This is a genomic window from Microbacterium xerophyticum (assembly GCF_053543555.1).
The window spans coordinates 860066-878086 of the sequence record NZ_JBLVOB010000006.1; the positions used below are offsets into that span (position 1 = coordinate 860066).

Below are 18021 nucleotides of genomic sequence, written 5' to 3' on the forward strand. Positions count from 1 at the left end.
GATAAGGACCAAGCCCCAGATGCTCCCGTCTGACCCCACCACCATCTCCTTCGGTGCGAACACGTACGCGGACGTGCCCCTCGACCCGAGCGGCGAACCCACCCCACACGCCCAGGTCATCCGAGACGTCATCGCCGAAGCCCGGCTCGCGGACGACGTCGGCATCGACTCCCTCGGTATCGGCGAGCACAACCGCTCCCATTCTGAACGCCCACTTCCCAGCGAATCAACGACTGCCCTCCTGATCTGACAAGCTCGCACAACTCACGGTGCTCGCGGGCGCGACGGAGGAGCTGGCGCACGGGAAGCTGGGAGAGAAGACTGAACACGCTGTCCGGAGTCTGCGGCGCGCACTTCCGAGACGCTACCCAACACTCAATTCTTTCAGATCCCGCCCAGAGCAGTTCTGCGGGGCGCAGCAGCTCGCACCCCGCAGAATCGTCGAATCGTGGATCGACTCAAGGGCGCGGTGACACCGTCTCTACGCTTGCCGACACGGCCGCGGACTCGTCCTCAAGGACGTCGTTCTGGTCTCTTGATCGGAACACGAACCAAGCTGTAGCGAATCCGACTGCCGACACCGCGGCAAGCACACCATACATTGTTGAGGGGCCCAACATGGCAATCAGAGTCGGCGTGACTGTTGCAAAAAGCGCCGAAGCTACCCGACCCGCGAAGATGACCGCACCCTGCACTGTCGCTCGAAGAAGTGTCGGGAACTGCTTCTGCGCCCACACCTTCATCATTGTCTCGAGTGCGAATGCGCCGGCTACTCCGGTCGCCAGGCCGGTGATGACAAAGTGAGGAAGGTGAACCCGAAGATGAACGGGATTGCAACGCCAACGACGAAGAGCACGGAACAAATGGTGAAGTACATAAAACGGTTCTTGCCATCTACCACCCGCACGAAAATGGCATAACTCGCGAGAAGAACCGGGTAGGTGACGAGGCCGATCGCGCTGGCCTCCGCGATTGTGGTGCCCGTATAGTTGACCACCATGTAGAAGCCGAACTGGCCAGCAGTGTTGGCGACGAGGAATCCCAACGCGTAGTACACCAGCAACGCGAGGAACGGCGCGACGTACGGGCGTTTGAAGAGATCCCGGATCGCCGAATTGCGCGAGGCGAGCGTCTTGTCGCCCGCTCTGCGCTGAGCCCGCGCGGCGCTCCACGCGGACGTCTCTGGAATGCCAAGCCGGAGTAGAAGGACCAACAGTGCCACGGCCAACACGTGCCAGAACATGATCTGAGCCCCCAGGAGGCCAAGGCCGGAGAACGCGATCGCTAGGCCAGTGGCAGCAAAGGCTCCGAGGATGCCGAGGATCGGGTACCGCTACTATAACTGCGCCGAAGTCGACGTACGCTATCCATTCGGACACGGCCTAAGCTACTCGCAGTTCGAGGTGACCGACCTCGACGTGGAGCCAACGGGTCCGGACACCGCGACCGCAACGGTGACTGTGCGCAACGCCTCGGCGATTGCGGGTAAGTACGTCGTGCAAATCTACGTTGAAACCACCGCAAGTACGGTTCGGCGTCCCGGGCGCGAGTTGCGAGAGTTCGCGAAAGTCGATCTCGCCCCGGGCGAGGCGCGCACAGTGAGCTTCGCCCTCGACAGGCGTGCGTTCGCCTATTGGGGCGTCCGATACAAACGCTGGGTCGTTCCGTCCGGCGAGTATCGCGTCCAGGTCGGGGCCAATGCCCGCGATGTCCTCATAGAGCGCACGCTCAAGCTGGAGGGCGAGGAACTCGTGCCTGTCATCGAGTTGGGATCCACGGTAGGAGACTGGCTGAGCCATCCCGCAATCGGCGGCGAAGTGCAGGCGCGGCTACTCGGCAAGTGGAGGGGCAGAGCGGCCTGCTCGAGGACGAGGAACAGCTTCGGGTGCTGCAAGATCTGCCGATGCGACAGCTTCTCAGCTTCACATGCGGAATCTTCGCTCAGCAGGTCGTAGATGACCTCATCGATCGGGCGAGCGCCTACGCGGGGTGAGCTAGCCACTTAGCTGTACTAACCCGGATCGTTGTTGACATAGGAGAAGCCTCCGGTGTCGAGTGGGAACTGTCTAGTTTTCCACCTCAAACACACGGAGGCTTCTCGTTTCCCACGCTAATGCCCGGCTGACTCCGGCCGGCAGGTTGATCCTGTTTCAGCGCATCCGATCAGCGCGAGCGGTCGAGCAAGTCGCGGCTGAGATGGGCATCTTACGCACGACGGCAGTCGTCCCGTGGCGTCGCGCCTGGAACTCACGAGAGCTGCTGCTGAGGATGGCTACCTCATCCCTCACGACTGAACGCGACATGTGGCCTCCTGCCGCTCGCCCGACGTCGTCAGCGGCCGCTGCGCCGTATCAGTGGATGAGTGCACCTTGATGAGGCACCCGGGATTCTGTGCCGAAATGTAGCCGGTCTTTGTTCGACCTCTGCGGTGGTCATTCCTCTCCTACTGACAACCCTCAGATGTCAATTCTTGCTCTGTGTGCATGCGTACCGACTCGCACGCACTTAGTTCGAGTACGAGGGAGGCTGCGTGACACTCCTGCCCTTCGAGCGGGGTTGTGTGGCGCATCGTCAGTGCTTCATGACAAGGCGTCTGTCTCGCTCCGCGCTGTCTTGCCTGTGATGAGCGTGTGCCCCTCGTATAGATCGACGACGCGAGGCTTCGGGAAACTCGCGAACAAGCGAGAGGAATCACGCGCAGCACAAGAACGGTGGAGCCTCGACGCTCCACAGGCCCAGAAGGAGTCGCACCCGACGAGACTCAGCGCAGCGGCCACCGCATAGCGAAGAAGTCTCTCGCGGTCGCTCCGGTGTCCTCGTTGATGACGTTCGGAGGTGCTGGGCTCCCCAACGCGGTTGAGTCGCAGGCCAATCCTGCGCCGAAGCCACCCATGCCCGCGCAGTGCAAACTGGACCTGGCGATGAGCCTGGACATCTCCAACTCGGGGGATGACACACGGTTGCAGCAGATGCGCGATGGTGTGGCTGAACTGGCGCAGAGGCTCAGCGAGTATCCGGTGCGGGTTTCGCTGCACAACTTCGCGTCCAACGCGCCCTGGCTCCTTCGCCTGCGCGAGCAACCGCTCCGCGAGGTCTTTACTGATCGATGATCTCTTCGTCAGAGGACCGATCATCGCGTCATCCAATAACTCGGTCTTGTCAGCCACGGCCGTCTCCTCTCGGATCAGGCCGGACCCTCACGAACCGTTCTTCTCACAATCCCATCCCCGCCGACGTCTCTGGGATAAAGACCGTGAGGCCTACCCTATAAGGTTGATTGTTGGTAAGGAGATCGATCGTGACAAACCGCGGACCGCTTCCCGTCGACCCGATCGCCGAGGCTAAGCGCCAATGGATCGCTCATGGATGGTCTGACGCGGCGACGGGCATGTCGGCGGTGACTTCGGTCATCCGAACACAGCAATTACTGCTCGCACGCGTCGAACGAACGCTGAAGCCATTCGGACTCTCGTTCGCGCGGTTCGAGTTGCTGCGCCTGCTCGCGTTTACGCGAGAGGGACGGATGCCGATGGCCAGTGCCATCGCCCGGCTCCAGGTTCATCCTACGAGCGTCACCAACACCGTGAACCGGCTGGTCAAGGACGGACTCGTACAACGCGATCCGCATCCCGAAGATGGACGTGCGGCCCTGGTGACCCTGACGATGAACGGGAGCAATCTCGTTGAGGAGGCAACTGTCGCCCTCAACGAGGTTTTCAATAGCCTTGGGATCGCACCGGACGAGACCGTCGTGCTCGTACGTATTCTTGCTCGATTCCGCAAGAATGCCGGAGACTTTCGCGACCCCGCACCGATGCCGGAGCCACTTTGACAGCGCATGGCTCCGACGTCGGCGCTCAACGGTCGGAGAAACTCGCCTCCCGCTTGTCTCGGAAGGCCGCCATACCCTCGGTCTGATCCTCCAGCGCGAACGTGGCGACGAACGTCTGCTTCTCCATCCGAAGCCCTTCGGCGAGTGACGTCTCCTGCGCAGCTTGCAGTGCGTCCTTCGCGGCGTAGACGACCGGCAACGACTTCGATGCGATGACCTCGCCGACCCTGCCTGCTTCCGCCAACAGGTCAGCTGCCGGTACCACGCGCGACACGAGCCCAGCACGCTCCGCCTCTTCGGCACCCATGGTGCGGCCGGTGAGGACCAGCTCGGCCGCTTTGTACTTTCCGATCGCGCGCGGCAAGCGCTGTGTGCCACCGATCCCCGGAATTACACCTAGGTTGATCTCCGGTTGACCGAACTTCGCGGTGTCGGCAGCAAGGATGATGTCGGCCATCATCGCCAACTCGCATCCCCCGCCGAGGGCATAACCCGCAACCGCGGCGATCACCGGGGTGCGTAGACGCCCGAAGTGGCTCCAGCTCGCGAATGGATCGTTGAGGTACATGTCGGCGTAGCCCTTGTCGGCCATCTCCTTGATGTCCGCACCCGCCGCGAAGGCCTTTGCAGAGCCAGTGATGATGATCGCGCCGATCTCGGGATCATCATCGAACGCGATACTCGCGGCGACGATCTCCCGAATAAGAGTTGAGTTCAATGCGTTCAACGCATCGGGTCGGTTCAGAGTGATCCAACCGACGCGTCCGTTGGTCTCGATGAGAATGGATTCGTACTCAGTCACGTTACTCTCCGCTCAGACGTCGATCTCCGCGCTCTGCGCACGGATGGTGTTGATAATCCCCGAAAAATCCTGACCGGCGCCGTCCCCCTCGGCGAACGCCTTGTATATCTCCCGCGCGTGACGTCCCAGCTGGGCATCAACGCCCGTGAGGTTGATCGCCGATTCCGCGAGCCCCAAATCCTTCGACATGAGCGCGCCGGCGAATCCCGGACGGTACTGACGGTTTGCTGGACTCGTTGGCACCGGGCCGGGCACCGGGCAGTTGGTCGTCAGAGCCCAGCACTGCCCCGAAGCGTTGGATGCCACATCGAACAGTGCTTGATGGCTGAGACCGAGCCGCTCACCGAGAACGAAGGCCTCGGCCACGGCGATCTGTGAAATCCCGAGGATCATGTTGTTGCAGACCTTGGCTGCTTGACCGAGACCGGATCCGCCGCAGTGCACCACACGCCCGCCCATGACCTCAAGGATCGGCTGCGCACGTGCGAAGTCGTCGTCGCTCGCACCCACCATGAAAGCCAGCGTGCCGTTCTCCGCGCCGACCACGCCTCCAGAAACCGGCGCGTCGGCCGCACGGTGTCCCGCGGCAACGGCCAGGTCATGAGCGCGCCTCGCCTCATCAACGGCAATGGTCGAGCAGTCCAAGAACAACGTGTCCTCTGACGCGGATGCCAGTAATCCGGGAGCGCTCCCGTCTCCTGCGTAGGCTGCGATGACGTGGCTGCCCGTGGGCAGCATAGTGATGACGATGTCGACGTCTTTGACGGCCGCGTTCGCGTCCGTCGCAATCTCGACACCATTCTCAGCGGCGGCGTTCAGCGCTTCGGGGGCCGGGTCGAAACCGATAACGTGATGCCCAGCCCTGACCAGGTTGGCGGCCATCGGGCCGCCCATGTGGCCAAGGCCGAGGAATGCGATTGCAAACATTGTGCTCTCCTTCATAGGACTGCCACCTCTGGGCGATCCCTCGTCTTCAGTGTGCTTGTGCTGCCAGACCGAGCTCATGATCATCCAGCGGCCGGAAGTACGTGTCAATCGCTGCAGCGTCGAGCCCGAGCGGTTGCCATCGGGGCGACCGATCCTTGTCCACGACCTGAGCGCGCACTCCTTCGGCGAAATCTGGCGCTACGAGGGCGCGCCGGGAGACTCGGTACTCCTGGTCGAGTGCCTGTTCAAGACTGTCCATCGTCGCGGCGCGGCGAAGTGATTCGAGCGTCAGCGCAAGCGCCGTTGGAGATTTGGACATCATCGCATCCGCGGTTTGGTCCGCACTCGCTTGGCCGACCGTACGCAGCCGAGCAATGATCTCCGCAATATCTGCTCCGCTGAATGCTTCATCGATCCAGGTGCGGTCGTCGAGCAGCGGCGAGTCCCCCACCTCGGCGGCGAGGAGCATGATGGCCTCGCCCGCTTCCATGGTCTCCAGCGCCCGGAGAAGACGTGGAATGCTCTCCAACGGTATGAGCGTATCGCTCAGCCCCGCCGCTATAGCATCCGCGGCACCGACCGAACCTCCCGTGAGTGCGAGAAAAGTGCCGAGTTCGCCGGGGGCGTGCGAGAGCAGCCAGGTGGCACCGACATCGGGGACGAACCCGATTCCGACCTCGGGAAGGCCCAGCTTGGCGCGCTCCGTGACGATGCGATGCGATGCGTGGGCTGAGATGCCGATCCCACCGCCCAGAACGATGCCGTCCTGAATAGCGACGACTGGCTTCGGGTACCGCGCAATCTGCGCGTTGAGGTGGTACTCATCGAACCAGAACGCGGCCGATGCCGAACCGTCTCCGCTGACAGCATCACGATAGAGGCTCACGACGTCACCGCCGGCGCACAGCCCCCGCTCCCCCGCCCCTGTGATGGCGACGGTTTGCACAGTCGGGTCCTCCGACCATGCCGTCAGCGCTGCGCTCATCGCCTGCACCATCGTACGATTCAGCGCATTGATCGCCTGCGGACGGTTGAGAGTAATCAGCCCCAGCCGACCGCGCACCTCGGCGAGGACTTCGCTCTGGATCATGTCCGTCATCGTCGACTCGACAACAGCTCGCGACCGACGATCAGTCTCATGATCTCGTTCGTTCCCTCGAGGATCTGATGCACACGAAGATCGCGCACGACACGCTCGATGCCGTACTCGTGAAGGTACCCGTATCCGCCGTGCAGCTGGAGAGCCTCATTGGCTACCCGGAAGCCGGCATCAGTGGCGAAGCGCTTCGCAAGCGCACATGCGGAAGCGACATCGTCAGCCTTTTCGTCCATCTTCGACGCCGCGCGCTGCAAAAGCGCCCGAGCAGCCTGGATCTCGGTCTCCATGTCAGCAAGCGTGAACAGGATCGACTGATTGGCTGCGAGCGGGGCTCCGAACGCCTCGCGTTCGACGACGTAATCGGTCGCCTTGTCGAGCGCCCACTGCGCGCCGCCGAGCGAACACGCACCCATGTTCGCCCTGCCACCGTTGAGCCCCTCCATGGCGATACCGAAACCATCGCCTTCGCCGCTCAGTCTGTTTGTGATCGGCACCCGAACGTCCTCGAAGATCACCTGACGCGTCGGCTGCGCGTTCCACCCCATCTTCTTCTCGTTCGGTCCGAAACTGAGCCCGGGGGTGCCAGCCGGAACGACGATCGCGCTGATACCACGCGCCCCGGACTCCCCCGTGCGCGCCATGACAAGATAAACGGCCGAGGATCCCGCACCGGAGATGAACTGTTTCACTCCGTTCAGGACGTACTCATCACCGACGCGGACTGCGCTGGTGGTGATCGCCGCCGCATCCGACCCCGCGCCGGGTTCGGTGAGACAGTAGCTACCGAGATCGGTCATCGCGACCAGACCGGGGAGCCAACGTTCGCGTTGATCCTGATCACCGAACTCGTCGATCATCCAGGCGATCATGTTGTGGATCGAGATGTATGCAGCGATCGTCGTGTCGCCCTTAGCGAGCTCCTCGAAGATCGCGACAGCATCGAGACGGGAGAGCCCGGATCCGCCGACGTCCTCGCGGACATAGATCCCGCCGAGCCCCAGCTCTCCCGCTTCCTGCAACGTGTCGGTCGGGAAGTGCTTCTCGCTGTCCCGATCTCCTGCATAAGGAGCGAGCCGGGCAGTGGCAAAGCTGCGAACCGCATCGACCAGCGCGGCGCGATCGTCGTCAGTCAGTGATGAGTTCATGCTCGTCAGTGCATCGTCGGTATGACGAAGCTCGCGCCTTCCTTGAGGTCGTGCGACAACCACCGGCTGGTGACCGTCTTGGTCTTGGTGTAGAAGCGGAACGAGTCGGGTCCATGCTGGTTGAGATCACCGAAGCCTGACTTCTTCCACCCGCCGAAGGTGTGGTAAGCGATCGGAACCGGAATCGGGACGTTCACGCCTACCATGCCTACCTCGACGCGCGCCGCGAAGTCACGAGCAGCATCGCCGTCGCGCGTGAAGATCGACACGCCATTGCCATACTCGTGGTCTGTGGCCATGGCGAGCGCCTGCTCGTAGTCATCGGCACGTGCGATGAACAACACCGGCCCGAAGACCTCCTCCTTGTACACGGTCATATCGGTGGTGACGTCGTCGAAGAGCGTCGGACCGAGGTAGAAGCCGTTCTCGTAGCCCTCGACCGTGAAGCCGCGGCCGTCAGCGAGAAGCGTTGCCCCCTCATCGATACCCTTCTGGATGTACCCCTCGACTCTGGTCAGGGCATCAGCCGAAACGAGCGGCCCATAGTCCACACCTTCCGCGAGAGCGGGACCGACCTTGAGTGCGCGAACACGCTCGGCGAGCTTCGCAGCGAGAGCGTCACCGGTCGCCTTGCCGACCGGGACAGCAACCGAGATCGCCATACATCGCTCACCTGCCGAGCCGTATCCTGCACCGATGAGCGCGTCGGCGACTTGATCCATGTCGGCATCCGGCATCACGATCATGTGGTTCTTCGCGCCGCCGAAGCACTGAGCCCGCTTACCGTTCTGCGCTGCCGTGGCGTAAATGTACTGTGCGATCGGGGTGGAGCCCACGAAGCCGACGGCCTTGATTCGGTCGTCGTGCAGGATGGCATCGACAGCACCCTTGTCACCGTTGACCACGTTCAGCACGCCAGCGGGAAGTCCCGCTTCCAGGAACAATTCCGCGATCCTCAGCGGAACCGAGGGATCGCGCTCACTGGGTTTGAGGATGAAAGCGTTGCCTGCAACGAGCGCCGGCCCCATCTTCCAGAGCGGAATCATCGCCGGAAAGTTGAACGGGGTGATCCCGGCGACGACGCCGAGTGGCTGACGCATCGAATAGACGTCGATGCCAGTGCCGGCGCCGCTTGAGTACTCGCCCTTGAGCAGATGCGGCGCGCCTGCGGCGAACTCGATCACCTCGACGCCGCGTTGAATGTCACCCAGGGAGTCTTCGTAGGTCTTGCCGTGCTCACGGGAGAGCGTCTTCGCTAACTCCGGCGCGTCTTTGGCGATCAGATCGAGGAATTTCAGCAGAACGCGAGCACGCTTCTGCGGGTTCGTGGCACCCCAGGCTACCTGGGCCTCTTCCGCGTTGGCAATCGCCTGAGCGACCTCGGCTTCACTTGCCAGGGGCACCCGAGCCTGCACTTCTCCGGTGCTCGGGTCAAAAACATCACCATAACGTCCGGACGTGCCGGCGACATGGACGCCGCCGATGAAGTGTGTCAGTTCACGAGCCATTGTGACGAGTCCTTTCGCGGTGCGTTCGTTGCATCGCATATTTAGTGATACCTACTATATAGCAGGAAGACAAAGTATTTGATCAGACGGGGTTCACAGACCACTCAGTGAGCGCTCGATTCAGCGGCCTCGGTCGAGAAACGCCGTTCTGAGCGACACCGCCTCGGCGGTCGCCGCCAGTTCGGCGATGGAGTCGCGCTCGCGACCCAGATGCTCGGCATACCCTGGAAGCCACGACGCTGTAAGCAGCCGCTTTGAGGCTGCGCGCGCCGCAGACGGCATCGCAGCCGCGCGGCTGGCTGCGCGAAGAGCCACTTCGCTGACGTCTTCGCGCGGCTCGACGACGTTCACGATCCCCCACTGGCTCGCGGTGGCCGCGTCCAACACCCGACCCGCGAACACGAGTTCTGCCGCACGCTTAGGCCCGACCAATCGGGGAAGGAGATACGACACACCGCAGTCAGGGCTCAAGCCCACCCTCGAATATGCGCTGACGAAGCTGGCCCCCTCCGCCGCCACTGCGTAGTCGCAGTTGAGGACCAAACCTAGGCCACCACCCGCAGCCGTCCCCTGCACCGCGGCGACGATGACCTTGTCAGATCCGGCGATAGTCAGTAGCGCTTCGTGCACAGTGCCGGCGAGTTCGCGCACGTAGTCAGCGGGAGAATCTGCCGCCGCCATCGCCGCCAAGTCGCCCCCACCGCAGAACAGTTCGCCGTCAGCATCGATCAGCACCGCAGCGCAGGTGTCGTCGGCGCTCACTCTGGCAGCGAAGTCACGCAGCTCTCGCGCCAACGGCAGATCCAGCGCGTTGCCATCCTCCGGACGCGCGAGCGTCAGCCGCTCGATCGCCTCGATGCGTTCCGACCGCAACACCCTCACTGCGGCCCCATACGCAGCGCAGCATCCATCCGAATAGTCTCGCCGTTGAGGTAGTCGTGAGCGACGATCATCGATACGAGTTCGGCGTACTCTTCAGGGCGTGCGAGTCGCGATGGGAACGGAACGGCTCGTGCAAGCGAACTGCCCACCTCCTCACCCAGAGAGGTCAGCATGGGAGTGGCGACGATGCCTGGGGCGATCGTATTGACGCGGATGCCTGACCGTGCGAGATCCCTCGCGGCGGCGATAGTCAAAGCTACGACCCCTCCTTTGGAGGCGGCGTACGCGGCTTGTCCGATCTGCCCCTCGTAGGCCGCTACTGAGGCCGTGTTGATGACGAGCCCGCGTTGACCATCTTCGTCACCGGCTTGGCTGGCCATGAGTTCCGCACCCAACCGCAGCACATTGAACGTACCGAGCAGGTTGATCTCAAGCGTGCGACGGAACACTTCGAGATCGTGGACACCCCGCGACGACAGAATTCTCGCGGCGGGAGCTATGCCCGCGCAGTTGACCACCACACGCAGTGGTCGTTCAATATCACGAGCCGCTGCGACAGCTCGCTGCACGTCATCTGCGCTAGTGACGTCGGCCGCGTGGTACTGAACGCCGTCTACGGGGGCAGCGGATTCGATCCCTTGCGGAAGATCGATTCCGATAACCGTCGCGCCTGCGGCAGCAAGCCGAGCGGCCGTTGCCGCCCCCAAACCTGCCGCCGCACCGGTTACGAGCGCTGATGCACCATCGATCCTCATACGCTTCTTCCTCTCCTTGTGCCTCTGCTCAGTCAACTCCGGACGCGCGCCAGTCTTTCGACAGCACGCTCGAGCAGAGGATCGACCATGTCGCCCATTCCTTCGAAACCTTCGCCAACGGTCTGTCCCGCGAGGTGTCGCACATGGATCTGTTCGAAAATCACGGCGATCTTCAGGTCAGCGAGCGTCACATACCAGTCGATCGCACCGACGTCGTCCAGCCCCGCACCGTTGGCGTAGCTCTCTAGCAGTTCTTGCCTCGTGGGAAAACCTTCAAGCGCCGTCACCCCACGGGTCAGCGGATTGAACGGCTGATCGATCTCGTCCCAAAAGCTCAGCATGAGACCGACATCTGCGAGCGTGTCACCGAGCGTGGACATCTCCCAGTCCAGCAGCGCCAACACTGAAGAAGAATCAGCCTTCGAGATCATGAGGTTGTCAACCTTGTAATCCCCATGCACGATTCCTGTTCTGATGGTCTCCGGGACCGTGTTCCCGAGCGTCGCGAAGAGATGATCGATCTCACTCCTTGGATGCGTGTGCGCCGCGTCCCACTGTCGCCGCCACCTGCGCAGTTGACGGTCGAGATAGCCCTCTGCACGGCCGAACGTCTCGAGGCCTACCGCGGCGGGATCCACCGAATGAAGATCGACCAGGGTTCGCACCATCGCGTCGGCAAGACCCCGACGCTCTGGGGGCCTCAGCGCTGAAGCATCTTCACGTGTGCGTATCGTGCGTCCGTCCAGCCACTCCATGAGATAAAAGGGTGCGCCAATGACCTCAGGATCATCGCACGCCAAGACAGTACGAGGCACGGGGACGCCGCTCTCTGCGAGGGCTGACATGACTCGATACTCGCGCGACATATCGTGCGCGGACTCGAGCACAAGCCCTCTCGGGGGCCTGCGCAGAACCCACCCGCGCTCGCCATTGGTAATACGGTAGGTCGGATTCGATCGCCCGCCGGCGATCAACTCGACATCGATTTCACCGCTCAGTTCAAGCGGCCCTGCCAGCAGCTCCCGCAACCGTCGCGTCTCCTCGACCGTGAGGGACCCGGGCGCAGCAAGTTGAGATTCAGACATGCCATCTCCCAAAAAACTCCGACGAACAATCGTTCGCTAACGTGACTCTAGCACCCGCTTCAGATAAGGGGCAGACTCCGGCCTCTCATCCCTTCTAAAACCCGGCAAGCATAGACTGAGCACCAGGGAGGATGATCGATGACATCCAACGGTGAGAAGGCGCCCCAACGACGACGGCGCAAGAGTGTCACGCGCGAGGTCGTCATGAACGCCGCACTGACGTGCTTCTATGAACGCGGATACAACGGCACCTCGATGCGTGAGATCGCTTCTGCCGCAGAGTTGCAGGTGGCATCGCTCTACAACCACTTCAGCAGCAAGCAGGAACTCCTGCGCGCAGTCATGACGCGCATCATGCAGGCAGCGCTGCACAATACACGCGCCGCCCTGCTGGACGCGGAGCCGACGCCGTCGGGTCAGCTCCGCGCCCTCGTTCTCTCATGGGTGCAGTTCCACGCGCTTCGTCGAGTCGAGGCCCGTGTCGGCCTCGCAGACCTCGATAATCTGAACCCCGAAGCTCGACAGTTGATCGTGGCCCTTCGAGACGAAGTCGAGTCGATGTTTCGCGACGTCATCACGCGCGGCATAGGCGATGGTTCGTTTTCGACCCGCTTTCCGGTAGAGGCGGCGCGCGGCATCATCACCATGGGTACGTCTGTCGCCACCTGGTACCGCACAGACGGAGCAGTTCCGGTCGACGAGCTCGCTCATCGCTACGGGGTGCTCGCGCTCGCTACCGTCGGTGCTTCAGATGCCGAATCCCCCTGAGTCCGACCGCGAAGAAGACAAGAACCACTGTTGACGAGCGATCGTTCGTATGCGATTGTTGCGATACAGAGCGTAAAGGCTCGGATCCATCGAGTATCCCCGTAAACGCTCGGAGTGTTCCATCCGAAGGCGGAAAGGGGCCGACGATGACGTCGCCAAGCACCATGACCGACGCGCCACGACCGCGCGAGTTCACCATAGACGACGCTGTTGCACAGGCGAGCCCAGCATTGTTGCTCGCGGCTATTGTCTCTGTCACCGGTGACACCAGTCGCGTGCAGGAGTTCACCGCCCATATCCGCACATCGACCCATGGGTTCGAGCGCATCACTGAAATGGATCCCGACGCACGCGACAGGCTGAACGCGTGGGCGTCCGAGGTCATCCAGAACCGTTCTCAATACATCGAGCGCGCCCCGCACACGCTCGATGACGAAACCTTTCGTACTCTCGCTTCAGCGCTCTCGCCCCATCCGCTGCCCCCGACATCGGTAGCCTACGCACGCGAGCAGGGCGGGTTCACATCGTTCATTCCGAACGTCGAGGACGCTGAGAAGACACGGCCCAGCAATCTCGATGTGCTCGTGCTCGGAGCAGGCATGGCAGGCGTAGCGATGGCGGTAGGCCTCGCTGCGACGGGGTTCTCCTTTCAGGTTCTTGAGAAGCAGTCGGCCATCGGCGGCGTGTGGCAACGCAATCGCTACCCGGGCGTCGGCGTAGACACGCCGAGCAAGTTCTACTCGCTTTCTTTCGCGATCAACGCCGAGTGGACGAACACCCACCCCCAAGGTGGTGAGTACCGCGAATATCTCGACCGCATCGCACGCGAACAGCGCGTGTACGACAGGTTCACTTTCGGCGCCGAAGTCACGGACCTTATCTGGAACGAGCACGATGCTCGCTGGGATGTCAGCTACATACAAGACGGCCGCACACGCACCACATCTGCGCGCGTTGTCGTGACCGCTGCTGGCTACCTCAGCCGCCCGACGTTGCCCGATGTGCCCGGAATCGACCTGTTCAGAGGACACCGGGTGCACTCGGCCGATTTTGACACCTCGTACTCATACGTTGGCAAGCGAGTCGCGGTCATCGGAGCCGGCTGCACAAGCGTGCAGATCGTCGACGCGCTGAAAGACGACGTAACCGAACTCACCCTCGTTCAGCGGACGCCTCACTGGGTGCTGCCGCCACGAGGCGAGTCGACTGTCCCCGACCCGGAGAGATGGCTGCTCTCCCACGTCCCCACATACAAGGAGTGGGCTCGCCTGCAGGTCATCCTGATGGGCGGCGACTCTGGCTTCGACATCATCAAGTATGACCCGGAGTGGGCCAGTACCCACCCCCTCTCGGTGAATGCGTCCAACCACATCGCGATGGAAGTCGCGCTCGGTCACATCCATAGGTCGTTCGAGGGGCGCCCCGATCTCGTCGCGAAGATGACGCCGAACTTTCCCTTCATGGGCAAACGTCCGGTCACCGATCCCGGCGCCTATTACGAAACACTTGCACGGGGGACGTCTCATGTCGTCAGCGGCCTCATCGAAGTCGACGAAACCGGATTCGTTGACGTCGACGGTGAGCACCATGAAGTCGACGCGATCATCTACGCGACCGGCTTCGCACTGGACTATCTCACGAACCTCAATATCGTCGGACGCGACGGGCGGGTCCTCGCAGAGGAGTGGAGCAGGCGTCCCGTGGCCTACCTCGGCGCCCAGGTCGAGGGGTTCCCGAATCTCTTCATCACCTCTGGTCCGAACGGCAACCCAGCCCATGGCGCGCCGCACAACTTCATCGTGGAAGCCAATGTCCACTACTTCATCGAGTGCCTTAGGGAAATGAACCGCCTCGATGTGATTGCCATGGAACCGACCAGCGACGCCATGAAAGCGTGGATCGAAGAAGTCGACGAACGGCTCGCTGAGACCATCTGGGCTCATGACCGTGATGCTCACACGTATTACCGCAGCGCGGGAGGAGAGATAACACTGGTATGTCCCCTATTGCTCCAGGACTATTGGGGCCGTATGCGCCGCCCCGACCTCGCTCAACTGGAACTGCGACCGCGCTCGATATCTCTGTCAAGTGATGACGCGGAGCAACCAGTCCTCTCGCGGGCGGAATGATGCCTGAGACAGAGTGGCACCCGGGCTGACGGAGTTGAAGATGTGGAAGCCCCCTGACCACACATGGAGTTCCGCATCACCGCCGTACTCCCAGATCGATCGGGCCAGGTCGATGCATTCATCGCGAAAGACCTCGGCGCTTCCCACTTCGATATAGGTCGGAGGCAGGTTTGAGAAATCCGCCGCGCGCGCCGGGGCAGCGTAAGCTGGCGCGTCGTCCCTCCGGATGTCTCCCAGGTACGCCTTCCACGCAACGCTGTTGCTCTCTCTCGGCCAGATGGGCGCGTCAGGGAGTGCGCGACTTGAGTTCGAATCATTGCGATCGTCGAGCATCGGGGCGAAGAGGAACTGTGCGTGAGGAGTCCGACGCCCCTGGTCGCGAGTGCGCAAACTCACTGCCGCTGCAATACCGCCGCCCGCACTCGTGCCACCGAGGAGGAGCTTCGACGGGTCGACACCGTACTGAGCCGCGTTTTCGACGAGCCACTCGAACGCCATCAAGACGTCATCGACTGCTGCAGGATAAGGATGCTCCGGAGCGAGGCGGTACTCGACCGAGATCACGACCAGACGATGTCGACTCACCCATTCGACCACCTGCCCGTCAATGCCGTACCGGTTGCCGGCGACCATCCCTCCGCCATGCACCCAGAGCATGGCAGCGCTGAAGGGCGCGTCGCCAGCCGGCAACAGGACGGTGAGTTCGATCTCCGTGCCGGGATCGACGCCAGGGATGACGATCTCCTCCGCACTGATTCCCAAACTCGGCAGAAGGGACTCCAGCATCTCGCGGCCACCAGAAGACACAGATCGGAAGCGTTCGACCGTGCCCTCGGTCAAGCGCATGGCGTCCTTGACTTCTTGTGGAAACGGTTCAAGCACGGAGGTGTAGGCCGCCAGCGCCTTCTCATCGATTGCAGGTCGACGTGCCTGTTCGTGCGGCATCACACCTGCTCCGTCACGACGACATCGGACGAGGGGGTGCTCGACGAGACCGAGCTGTCGACACGCGCAGCGCTGCCACGCATCGCCAGCGACTCCTCCGCGAAGTGACAGGCCACCTGACGCCCTTCCACGTCTCGCAGTTCAGGAACCTCCGTGGCGCATCTCTCCTTCGCAAGCGGGCAACGCGTACGAAAGCGGCATCCTGACGGTGGATCCAGGGGGGACGGGAGATCCCGGATCGGCTGAGTCGCGAGCTCCTCGGACTGCGCGCCCTCATGCATCCGCGGAACCGAGTCCAGAAGCAACTGCGTGTAGGGATGAGCCGGAGACTCAAAGAGCAGATCAGTACTCGCTATCTCGCACACTCTACCGAGATAGAGCACGAGAACCCGATCGCTGATGTTGCGGACGACGCTGAGGTCGTGAGAGATGAACAGGAGCGTCAGTCCGTGCTGATCCTTCATCCGTCGCAGAAGGTTGAGGATCTGAGCCTGAACAGAGACATCCAGCGCCGACACGGGCTCGTCGCAGACAACGAGCTCGGGGTGAATCGCGAGGACTCTCGCGATGGCGAGTCGCTGGCACTGTCCGCCAGAGAACTCTCCCGCCTTGCGTCCACGCACCACGTCGGGGCGCATGCCGACCTCGCGCAGAAGTGCATCGACATCTTCGTCGCGTGATGAAACGACTCGATCCGGCCAGATTCCCAGGCCTTCTCCGACGATATCCTCGACGCTGCGACGAGGATTGAGGGAGGCGATTGGGTCCTGGAAGATCATCTGAAGCCGCGGACGCGTTCTTCGTAGCTCCGTCTTGTTGAGAGAGTCGAGATTCTTCCCATCGAACACCACACGACCGTGCTGGGCTTCGACGAGCTGCATGACGGCGTTGGCGGTTGTCGATTTTCCGGATCCGCTCTCGCCTACGATGCTCAGCGTCTCCCCGCGCTGCACGTCGAAGCTCACACCCGAGATCGCTCGGAGGGTGCCGCCCTTTGTGGGAAACTCCACCACCAGGTCCTCGACAGAAAGAAGAGGAGCCTCTTCTTCACTGCGGCGCGATGCCTCCGTGTACGTGGTCGTCATACTCTCGTCCTTTCCGGCACGGTGTGGTGCGCCGCGCCAGAGGCGGGCATCGGATTGTGGCATGCGAGCAGATGCCCGCTTGTGTCGCCGTCGGGCACAAGCGCAGGCATACGTTCCGCGCAGACACTCTGCGCGTTCCCACATCTCTCCCGGAACGGACATCCACTCGGCCTGCGCAGGATGTCCGGTGGCTCGCCAGGGATGGTCGGAAGATCCAGCCCCGAGGGAGCAGTGATGTCGGGGTGACTGGCCAGGAGACCAACCGTATAAGGATGACGGTCCCTCGCGCCGAGGTCTGCGCTCGGCATCGTTTCGACGAGCTTGCCGCCGTACATGACGGCGACGGTGTCGGAGTGCCCCGAAACCAGGGAGAGGTCGTGACTGACGAGTATGACGCTCATCCCGTTCTCTTCCTTGAGCGCCGTGATCAGATCAAGAATCTGCCTCTGTATTGTGACATCAAGGGCGGTCGTCGGTTCGTCGGCAACGAGCAGCTTCGGCTTCATGGAGATCGCGATCGCGATCAACACACGCTGACGCATACCGCCAGACATCTCGTGCGGGTAGAGCGACAAGCGACTGCGAGCGCTGGCGATGCCCACCTGATCGAGCAAATCGGCAGCCTGGGTCCAGGCCTCCTTTCGGGACATGCCCAGACGGCGGCGAAGCGAGTCGGAGATCTGGTCACCGATTTTGCGCACCGGGTTCAAAGAGGTGGCCGGATCTTGAGGGATCATCGCGATCGAGCGCCCCCAATAGCTCCGCAGCTTGCGGGCGTTGAGCGTAGTGAGATCCACCCCCTCGAAAACAACACTCGACTCTGGCAGAATCTTCCCTCCCGCGGGGAGCAGCCCCATGATGGAGCGAATGAGGAGGGATTTTCCACTGCCGGTCTCACCGACGAGGCCGAAGGTCTCACCCGCTTTGATCGAGAGGCTGACACCATCGATGGGACGGACTACGCCTCGAGCAGTGTCGATCTCCGTCGTGAGGTCGTTCACGACGACCAACGCGGTCTCCCTCTCGGTGGCCTCCGGTTCGCTGCGGTTTCCGCTCATG

At 62.3% G+C, this 18021-nt stretch carries 17 protein-coding genes and 1 pseudogene; 6 read left to right on the forward strand and 12 right to left on the reverse strand.

The window, feature by feature from the left end; genetic code table 11:
• Positions 1 to 250 (forward strand): annotated as a pseudogene (locus ACNPNP_RS10835) (hypothetical protein); the annotation flags it as partial.
• Positions 251 to 769: 519 nt separating this feature from the next.
• Here ACNPNP_RS10835 and ACNPNP_RS10840 read toward each other — a convergent pair.
• The gene (locus ACNPNP_RS10840) at positions 770 to 1243 is read right to left on the reverse strand and encodes a hypothetical protein (RefSeq protein WP_448966026.1); all 474 of its coding nucleotides are present in this window, start codon (positions 1241 to 1243) and stop codon (positions 770 to 772) included.
• 160 nt (positions 1244 to 1403) lie between these two features.
• On the opposite strand from ACNPNP_RS10840, the gene ACNPNP_RS10845 reads away from it, so the two are divergent.
• The 3 genes from ACNPNP_RS10845 (at position 1404) to ACNPNP_RS10855 (ending at position 3832) form a co-directional block, all read left to right on the forward strand.
• Positions 1404 to 1955 (forward strand): fibronectin type III-like domain-contianing protein, encoded by a 552-nt coding sequence (locus ACNPNP_RS10845; protein WP_448966027.1) that lies wholly within the window; start codon positions 1404 to 1406, stop codon positions 1953 to 1955.
• Positions 1956 to 2921: 966 nt separating this feature from the next.
• Complete coding sequence (locus ACNPNP_RS10850) at positions 2922 to 3110, forward strand: vWA domain-containing protein (RefSeq protein WP_448966028.1); 189 nt, start codon at positions 2922 to 2924, stop codon at positions 3108 to 3110.
• Between the two features lie 188 nt (positions 3111 to 3298).
• Complete coding sequence (locus ACNPNP_RS10855) at positions 3299 to 3832, forward strand: MarR family winged helix-turn-helix transcriptional regulator (RefSeq protein WP_448966029.1); 534 nt, start codon at positions 3299 to 3301, stop codon at positions 3830 to 3832.
• Positions 3833 to 3857: 25 nt separating this feature from the next.
• Here ACNPNP_RS10855 and ACNPNP_RS10860 read toward each other — a convergent pair whose 3' ends face one another.
• The 8 genes from ACNPNP_RS10860 to ACNPNP_RS10895 form a co-directional block, all read right to left on the reverse strand.
• Complete coding sequence (locus tag ACNPNP_RS10860; protein WP_448966030.1) at positions 3858 to 4634, reverse strand: enoyl-CoA hydratase-related protein; 777 nt, start codon at positions 4632 to 4634, stop codon at positions 3858 to 3860.
• A gap of 12 nt (positions 4635 to 4646) precedes the next feature.
• Entirely contained in the window at positions 4647 to 5561 is a 915-nt protein-coding gene (gene mmsB, locus ACNPNP_RS10865) for a 3-hydroxyisobutyrate dehydrogenase (RefSeq protein WP_448966031.1), read from the reverse strand.
• A 46-nt stretch (positions 5562 to 5607) separates the two neighbouring features.
• Positions 5608 to 6651 carry an enoyl-CoA hydratase/isomerase family protein gene (locus ACNPNP_RS10870; RefSeq protein WP_448966032.1) on the reverse strand — a complete coding sequence of 348 codons (1044 nt, stop codon included), beginning with the start codon at positions 6649 to 6651 and terminating at the stop codon, positions 5608 to 5610.
• Between the two features lie 5 nt (positions 6652 to 6656).
• A complete protein-coding gene (locus tag ACNPNP_RS10875) occupies positions 6657 to 7805 on the reverse strand; it encodes an acyl-CoA dehydrogenase family protein (protein ID WP_448966033.1) in 1149 nt (382 codons plus the stop codon).
• 5 nt (positions 7806 to 7810) lie between these two features.
• Positions 7811 to 9313 (reverse strand): CoA-acylating methylmalonate-semialdehyde dehydrogenase, encoded by a 1503-nt coding sequence (locus ACNPNP_RS10880; protein WP_448966034.1) that lies wholly within the window; start codon positions 9311 to 9313, stop codon positions 7811 to 7813.
• Positions 9314 to 9433: 120 nt separating this feature from the next.
• The gene (locus tag ACNPNP_RS10885; protein ID WP_448966035.1) at positions 9434 to 10195 is read right to left on the reverse strand and encodes an enoyl-CoA hydratase/isomerase family protein; all 762 of its coding nucleotides are present in this window, start codon (positions 10193 to 10195) and stop codon (positions 9434 to 9436) included.
• On the reverse strand, positions 10192 to 10950 hold the full coding sequence (locus ACNPNP_RS10890) for an SDR family NAD(P)-dependent oxidoreductase (protein ID WP_448966036.1): 759 nt from the start codon (positions 10948 to 10950) through the stop codon (positions 10192 to 10194). The genes ACNPNP_RS10885 and ACNPNP_RS10890 overlap by 4 nt, the downstream gene beginning before the upstream one ends.
• Before the next feature lie 32 nt (positions 10951 to 10982).
• A complete protein-coding gene (locus tag ACNPNP_RS10895; RefSeq protein ID WP_448966037.1) occupies positions 10983 to 12035 on the reverse strand; it encodes a phosphotransferase family protein in 1053 nt (350 codons plus the stop codon).
• A 138-nt stretch (positions 12036 to 12173) separates the two neighbouring features.
• Between ACNPNP_RS10895 and ACNPNP_RS10900 the strand changes: the two genes are divergently transcribed.
• On the forward strand, positions 12174 to 12803 hold the full coding sequence (locus tag ACNPNP_RS10900) for a TetR/AcrR family transcriptional regulator (protein WP_448966038.1): 630 nt from the start codon (positions 12174 to 12176) through the stop codon (positions 12801 to 12803).
• A 146-nt stretch (positions 12804 to 12949) separates the two neighbouring features.
• Positions 12950 to 14932, forward strand: a complete 1983-nt coding sequence (locus ACNPNP_RS10905) for a flavin-containing monooxygenase (RefSeq protein WP_448966039.1) — start codon at positions 12950 to 12952, stop codon at positions 14930 to 14932.
• Here the strand turns inward: ACNPNP_RS10905 and ACNPNP_RS10910 are convergent.
• From ACNPNP_RS10910 to ACNPNP_RS10920, 3 genes are read right to left on the reverse strand one after another with little or no spacing between them, the layout of a single operon-like run.
• The gene (locus ACNPNP_RS10910; protein WP_448966040.1) at positions 14888 to 15877 is read right to left on the reverse strand and encodes an alpha/beta hydrolase; all 990 of its coding nucleotides are present in this window, start codon (positions 15875 to 15877) and stop codon (positions 14888 to 14890) included. The two genes, ACNPNP_RS10905 and ACNPNP_RS10910, sit on opposite strands and share 45 nt — an antisense overlap.
• Positions 15877 to 16962, reverse strand: a complete 1086-nt coding sequence (locus ACNPNP_RS10915; protein WP_448966041.1) for an ABC transporter ATP-binding protein — start codon at positions 16960 to 16962, stop codon at positions 15877 to 15879. The genes ACNPNP_RS10910 and ACNPNP_RS10915 overlap by 1 nt, the downstream gene beginning before the upstream one ends.
• Positions 16959 to 18020: an ABC transporter ATP-binding protein gene (locus ACNPNP_RS10920; RefSeq protein WP_448966042.1), complete on the reverse strand. Its 1062-nt coding sequence runs from the start codon at positions 18018 to 18020 to the stop codon at positions 16959 to 16961. Before ACNPNP_RS10920 ends, ACNPNP_RS10915 begins: the two co-directional genes overlap by 4 nt.
• Position 18021 lies beyond the last annotated feature (1 nt).

Bases quoted from the DNA above. Each gene is read 5' to 3' on its own strand.
- ACNPNP_RS10840 (WP_448966026.1), bottom strand. From the start codon at position 1,243: ATGTTCTGGCACGTGTTGGCCGTGGCACTGTTGGTCCTTCTACTCCGG.
- ACNPNP_RS10850 (WP_448966028.1), top strand. From the start codon at position 2,922: ATGAGCCTGGACATCTCCAACTCGGGGGATGACACACGGTTGCAGCAG.
- mmsB (WP_448966031.1), bottom strand. From the start codon at position 5,561: ATGTTTGCAATCGCATTCCTCGGCCTTGGCCACATGGGCGGCCCGATG.
- ACNPNP_RS10870 (WP_448966032.1), bottom strand. From the start codon at position 6,651: ATGATCCAGAGCGAAGTCCTCGCCGAGGTGCGCGGTCGGCTGGGGCTG.
- ACNPNP_RS10875 (WP_448966033.1), bottom strand. From the start codon at position 7,805: ATGAACTCATCACTGACTGACGACGATCGCGCCGCGCTGGTCGATGCG.
- ACNPNP_RS10880 (WP_448966034.1), bottom strand. From the start codon at position 9,313: ATGGCTCGTGAACTGACACACTTCATCGGCGGCGTCCATGTCGCCGGC.
- ACNPNP_RS10890 (WP_448966036.1), bottom strand. From the start codon at position 10,950: ATGAGGATCGATGGTGCATCAGCGCTCGTAACCGGTGCGGCGGCAGGT.
- ACNPNP_RS10895 (WP_448966037.1), bottom strand. From the start codon at position 12,035: ATGTCTGAATCTCAACTTGCTGCGCCCGGGTCCCTCACGGTCGAGGAG.
- ACNPNP_RS10900 (WP_448966038.1), top strand. From the start codon at position 12,174: ATGACATCCAACGGTGAGAAGGCGCCCCAACGACGACGGCGCAAGAGT.
- ACNPNP_RS10905 (WP_448966039.1), top strand. From the start codon at position 12,950: ATGACGTCGCCAAGCACCATGACCGACGCGCCACGACCGCGCGAGTTC.
- ACNPNP_RS10910 (WP_448966040.1), bottom strand. From the start codon at position 15,877: ATGCCGCACGAACAGGCACGTCGACCTGCAATCGATGAGAAGGCGCTG.
- ACNPNP_RS10915 (WP_448966041.1), bottom strand. From the start codon at position 16,962: ATGACGACCACGTACACGGAGGCATCGCGCCGCAGTGAAGAAGAGGCT.
- ACNPNP_RS10920 (WP_448966042.1), bottom strand. From the start codon at position 18,020: ATGAGCGGAAACCGCAGCGAACCGGAGGCCACCGAGAGGGAGACCGCG.